The organism is Klebsiella sp. 18074 (assembly GCF_902705905.1).
In the GTDB taxonomy this organism is placed as follows: Bacteria; Pseudomonadota; Gammaproteobacteria; order Enterobacterales; family Enterobacteriaceae; genus Klebsiella; species Klebsiella terrigena.
The window spans coordinates 1-5977 of the sequence record NZ_CACSIS010000061.1 but is presented as its reverse complement, the minus strand read 5'-3'; the positions used below and the strand labels follow the sequence as shown (position 1 = coordinate 5977).

General features: G+C 33.2%; 6 protein-coding genes. 2 read left to right on the top strand and 4 right to left on the bottom strand.

What is annotated here, in order from left to right; translation table 11 throughout:
* Window positions 1-348, bottom strand: a 348-nt coding sequence (locus tag GVK32_RS28150; protein WP_159874131.1) for a transposase, incomplete at its 3' end; no start/stop codon positions are given.
* Window positions 349-479: 131 nt separating this feature from the next.
* Between GVK32_RS28150 and GVK32_RS28145 the strand changes: the two genes are divergently transcribed.
* Both GVK32_RS28145 and GVK32_RS28140 read left to right on the top strand, forming a co-directional pair.
* On the top strand, window positions 480-1580 hold the full coding sequence (locus GVK32_RS28145) for an AAA domain-containing protein (protein ID WP_227698082.1): 1101 nt from the start codon (window positions 480-482) through the stop codon (window positions 1578-1580).
* Entirely contained in the window at window positions 1570-3378 is a 1809-nt protein-coding gene (locus GVK32_RS28140; RefSeq protein WP_159874129.1) for a phospholipase D-like domain-containing protein, read from the top strand. The genes GVK32_RS28145 and GVK32_RS28140 overlap by 11 nt, the downstream gene beginning before the upstream one ends.
* A gap of 144 nt (window positions 3379-3522) precedes the next feature.
* Here GVK32_RS28140 and GVK32_RS28135 read toward each other — a convergent pair whose 3' ends face one another.
* From GVK32_RS28135 to GVK32_RS28125, 3 genes are all read right to left on the bottom strand, one after another.
* Window positions 3523-3933: a hypothetical protein gene (locus tag GVK32_RS28135; RefSeq protein WP_159874127.1), complete on the bottom strand. Its 411-nt coding sequence runs from the start codon at window positions 3931-3933 to the stop codon at window positions 3523-3525.
* Window positions 3934-4009: 76 nt separating this feature from the next.
* A complete protein-coding gene (locus GVK32_RS28130) occupies window positions 4010-4687 on the bottom strand; it encodes a hypothetical protein (RefSeq protein WP_159874125.1) in 678 nt (225 codons plus the stop codon).
* 191 nt (window positions 4688-4878) lie between these two features.
* Complete coding sequence (locus tag GVK32_RS28125; RefSeq protein ID WP_159874123.1) at window positions 4879-5574, bottom strand: hypothetical protein; 696 nt, start codon at window positions 5572-5574, stop codon at window positions 4879-4881.
* Window positions 5575-5977: the final 403 nt, after the last annotated feature.

The window sequence follows — 5977 nt, the reverse complement described above, 5'->3', positions numbered from 1 at the left end:
TTTTAGCGCGGCTTTATCATCAGGGTTTTCAGTCTGCATAAAACCCTGTTTCCACTGAATAATCTGTTCAGGATAAAGTCCTTTTTTACGACAGTATTCCGCGATTTCGGCCTCACTGAGTGTGGCGGTTTCGACTATTACGGCAAAGCGCGCTTCTGCTGACCACTGGTCTGTTGTTTTATCCGCTCCGGGCACCGGTTTTCCCTCTGATTTAGCCTGATTACGCCAGTTATAGAGGGTAGCTTCGGATATTCCTTCCATCTGTGCAACAGCGGCCACGGTCATATTGTAGGGCGGCAGCATTTTTGCCAGTATTCCGGTTTTTCGTTCAGGGGAAATACGTTTCATTTGTCACTCCATCACCCTCAAGTTTATTTTCAAAGGGGGTGACAACTATCCTGACACTGAGGGTGGAAGAGACTGGGAAAGTTACAGGGATAGAACTAATCAGTCCTCTTTTGTTGTCTTATAGAAGGTTAATGATCGGTGATCACCGTCAATTACCACCATACCGTTCCATTGAACTAAAAAAAATATTAACTAATAATAAAAAACTAACCAACACCTTCGAAGAAGTTGATAGTATAAACAACTTCAAATTAAAAAATGAACTAATCCGTAATGGCTACTTTTCATCAATCAATGACGAACAGGCAAGAGAAATAGGATTACGAGCAACAAAATATGTAAATTTATTTGAGTCTTTAATTTTAGAAGATGAAGAACAAGATGAAAAGTTTGAACAGTTAGCAGGTAAAGGACAAAAACGAAAAAATAAACTATCTTCTATGTTATCAGTCCAGCACCGTATGCATCCTCACATCGCGGAAGTAATATCTAATGTTTTTTATAAAAAAGCGTTATTTACTGATGCTGATAAAAAATTGAAATATCTTTCAAAAGACTTTGATTCAGTTATAAACATAAAGCAAGAGTCAATATTAAAAGATACACCAGCACTGGTATGGATTAATCAACAAGATGTACAAAAAACAAAGGGAAGTCGAGCCGGAGAACATAAACCAATTTGGTCTAACGAGAGTGAATGCAAAGTAATAATCGACATTTTAAAAGATCTTGATAAAAACACCAATCCTACAAAAAAAATCAAATTAGCCATTCTTTCACCTTATTCCAATCAAGTAAAATTAATTTCCAAGCACATAGAAATTGCAAAGAAAAACAATGAGCTTAAAACTCTTCTAAATAATTACATTCCTCCTGATGATAACGATGGTTACTGTCTTACAGTGGATTCTTTTCAAGGTGGTGAGGCAGATATTGTAATAATATCATTAGTCCGAAATAATGGGAAAAGCACAATAAAAAGTGCCTTAGGTTTTTTATCAGATCAACGTCGCATAAATGTTTTACTCAGTCGAGCCAAGCATAAATTAATTATCATAGGATCATATGAACTTCTTAAATCTTGGTCCAACCGTATAGTAAAAGAGAGCTCACAAGAATATGAATTCATCCCTAAATTAATTAATGAATTAGAAACATCTGCTCAAGTCGGTAATCTTTTATTAATTGAGAGTAACTCAACAAAAAATCAAGGGAAGAAAAATGCAAAATAAAAATATTTATGTAAAAATTCCTTTTCATTATGGCGTACATAAATTCAAAATTTTTAAGGGCCATAGGTGGGGAGCTTTAGATCATTTTTTACTTCAAGAAATTAGCCGCCGTTCTTATCCAATAGAAGAATTATCATTGAAGTCCAATCTTCCGCAGAGACTAATCATTGAAATAATAATACCGTTTATGAAATTGGGTTGGGTCGAATTAGTGGAATTAGACTCAAAATATAATTTCAGAATTACTGATGTTGGATCAATTGTTGCTAACCATGACGAACTTCCTTATGAAAGAGAGCCAATGGAATCTACTAGGAAGTTTTTAATTGATCCTAAAACAGCAAAATGTTATCGAGTAAATGCCAGAAACCAGAACTATCAAATATATAACAAGCAAAGAGCAAATGAATTACTCAAGAATAAAAACTCAATAGCTACAGAGTTAAATATAAAAAACCCGAAATATGCACCATATCCATCAGATATACTAAATTGTGTTGAAGATAGTGATGAAGAGGTTATAGGCTATGAGGAAAGGGCAAATGATCGACCATATTATCAAAACAAACTTTTTGCAATAGCTCAGGTTGATGAGGCCGATAATATAACAGGTGTTCCATCTGATATCTCAAAAGAATTGGCTGAAGATATAATTTCCGCTGCTAATTTAAAACGTAAAGAAAGTAGTACTTCTCAAAATAAGAGTTCTAAACTAAGTATTTTTAGCACAGAGTCTTATGAAAATCATTTTGAAGAACACTTGATTGGCGAAAACGAATTTCAAATAATATCCGGCTCTGAAAATCATAAAGCTCATCTTCTGGACTTGATTGATAACTCTCTCAGCAGGATTATTATCCATTCAACTTTTATTCAATTGAAAAATTTTCAAGGCATCTTTAATAAATTAGTTGAATCAGCTAAACGAGGAGTCCAAGTCGATATATTATGGGGTCAAGAGGAACCTGATGATGAAAAAAGCATCGGCAGTTATAATCAGTTTCTTAGTGGACTTAATGTTTATAAGGAGGAAATAGTACAACTTGGATTAGCTTCACTTTTTACAATACATTCAGATCCAACAGGCTCACATGCGAAAATTATAGTTTGTGATACCCTAAATTATGGTTATTGTGCAACAATAGGTTCATGCAACTGGTTAGCGAGCGGATTTAATCGATATGAATGTTCTGTATTTACGACAAATAATGTCTTAACAACTGAAGTATTAGATATTTTGAGTATATTATCAAAAGGGAAGTCACGGGTATCTAATAATTTAAGCAAATCTATTTCTGCCATAGCTTATGAGTTAAAAAAAGTTACTCAACATTTGGCCAATGAAAATCCTACTGAAAAAAATGTAAAAATTAAAATCATCACAAAAAATGAACATCACGATTACGTTTTAGATGCCAGGGACAAAGCAACAAGCACCATATTTATTGCAAGCCATAGAATTAGTAATAATGCCGAAAGACCTATTTTGACACCATTAATAAGTTCAATAACAGCCAATAATAAGCTGAACATAAAAATGTATTACTCATCTCTAAGTGGGGGGATCAATACCCAACAACTTGAAGAGACAAGTAAGTCTTTAAGTGAAAATGGGATTATTTTAGAGAAGAAGAAAGAACCAATCTCTCATGCAAAAATATTATCATGGGACAATGATAATATTTTAATCACAAGCCTTAATTGGTTATCAGCCTCAGCTTATGGCAACCCATATGATGAACTGGGGGTTTATATTGAGAAAAAAGACATATTCTCTATAATTTCCCCTAACTATTGAGCAGACAGCAGGATATCTTAGAAAGGGTATCCTGTTTCAACCAGTATACCTAATGAGATAAACAATGTGAAAATGACTAAATGAAAGTGACAAAAGGAAGCCAATATTATTTATGATCATCTAATATAATAATATTTGTTGTACTTAACGCGATCTGAACTCAGCAATAATGTCATTGTCAATTAATGTGGTAATTTTTTTATTTCTCTCGTTGTTAAGCTCAATATAGATACAATTAAAGTCTGTTTTTTTATTTAAATCAATCTTATCCCTGGAATACATATTGATATAGAGTTTTGTATTATCAAGAATGTCATATTTTGTAGAAGGTTTATCCTTTTTTAGCTCAGGAATTGTCTTTTTAATTTCAAATACCTGAATTAGTTTATGATCGTACTTAGTAACCTTTATCACATCATTATACTCAACAAAATCCATTTTTCTTTTTATAGTTAAAACATATTTTGCATCAACCTGTGGATCTGTTTTGTAATCCACACAAATATTTTGAGCATTTACATAATATGTCGGCAACATAAGCAGTAATAAAACCATAAATATTCTCATTTTGACACCCCCTTGTTTAATATCTAACAAGGATGCTTTATCAAAAATAGAATTTCAAATTTATTTATTCTTTTTTATTTTCCAATGTAATGACAATCTGCTTATGGTTATTTCTGTGGAATGAAATATAATACGACTTGTTTTTGAAATCAATCACTTCTTTAGTTCCATTAATCATTCTAATTAAGCCGTTTTCAGGAGTTGTAATTTCTAGATAATACTTATTACCAAGGCTATAATCAGTCCTCTTTTCAATATATAGATCAGGCAATAAACGTAGTCGGTCACCACTGACAATATAATTACGGGGGAGTTTATTTTCCTGTTCAACTACTTCCTGCTGGCGTAATAATTCTTGTTTTCTATCCTGTAATTCAACTTTTTCTTTATAATCCTGAGATAGCATATTAAATGCTGTCAAATTACAATTAGACATTCTGATATTTTCAGAGAGTTGATCCTTCCTTTCTACTTTCGGAACTCCTTCCCAATTAGAATAATTGGTGCCTAACTTCGCATTTAACTCCCCTAGATTCAGGCTTTTAAGTTTTTTTAAGTTGACTGCCATATCACCATTAGCTTCTCCATAAATTGTAAATTCAGATCCTGATGCTTCAAAGGCACGACATAACTCTATTGCATTCTGCCTTAACAATGATTGTTGAACCAAAGGAGTATCCGATGCAAAAGAGGAATTACTTAAAATGACAACTACTAAAAGTGAGAGTTTACCAAAATTCATTTTATACCCCAGTGCATAAATTAATACATTATCTGTTCAAACTCTTCATCATATCATTTTATCAATTCAGAAGCATTAAGCAAGGGCTAACTCTCCGAAGCTCCGCTTCTCTGAGTTGCCTTGCTTTTCTGCTCTACGATTGAAAAGGAAATATTTTTCATGCAAATTTATCTAAGTAAATAAAAATATAGTCACCTGCCATCACATATACCCCATCTGTATGCCGCATGAAGATCATGAAAATAATCACATAGATATTTAAGATTTTTATTTAAATCTGGGAATACATCTACATCTATGTCAAATGAGTCAACTATGTTATCCTCGTCATCAACTAATAGCAAAGCCTTCACATACATCCCTTCTTTTTTGTTCATCGAGTTTATAATATCTTCCGTACTTTTTTGTCTTACAGATGACTTTCTCATATCCTGGATGTGATCTCCCGTTTTAGGATAGCGAAAAAAAGTACTCTTAGAATCAATGGAATTTATCTTATTGATCTTATCTAAAACATCCTTTTCAATTACACCTATTCCCAAGTGAAAAAAACAAGGTATTAACTTATTGTGCTGACCGATTAAATATATGGTTAATAATCTGATGTCATGCATGTTTTCTAATTCAAAATCCTTTCCCAACACTTTAATTTTTGGTTTTCCAAGAGTACCACCACTACTGAATGGAATTTTAAAATTTCGGTGCAAAACATAAATTAAAGATTTTAGGTAAAGTTCGATTGCATGTCGTCTAAGATAATTGACTGGCATACCTAAATCCTTAACGGATTCAGAAGCCGATAATAAATCTGCTGATTCTTTAAACTGTTCTGCTGTTGCACCAAAACCATAGTCTATGTGCATATGCAAAGGCATCATTAAATACATTCACTCTCCTTATAATTGATTTCAGCATCACAATTCATTGACTTTTATTTATAACTTATTATAAATAAGTTATTACACATGGAATGAGTAATCAATCTAATAAAAGGAATTTTTATGAATCAATCTAATATCATCCCACGATCATTGCGAACACACTGTGTCAGTGTCCGTCTTAATAACTCGGAACTTCAATTACTCAACACAAAACGAGGTTCTACATCTAAAGGCGAATGGTTACGTATGGCTTCCTTGCAGAAGCTCCCCATGAATGTACCTTGTAGTGGCACACTGAATTTGGCCACCTGAATAGAGGTGATATCATCACCTCACAGTCAAAACAGGTGACATTATGACCGGACGTAACAGACGTAATTTTAGCCCCGAGTTTCGCCTCGAAGCTGCC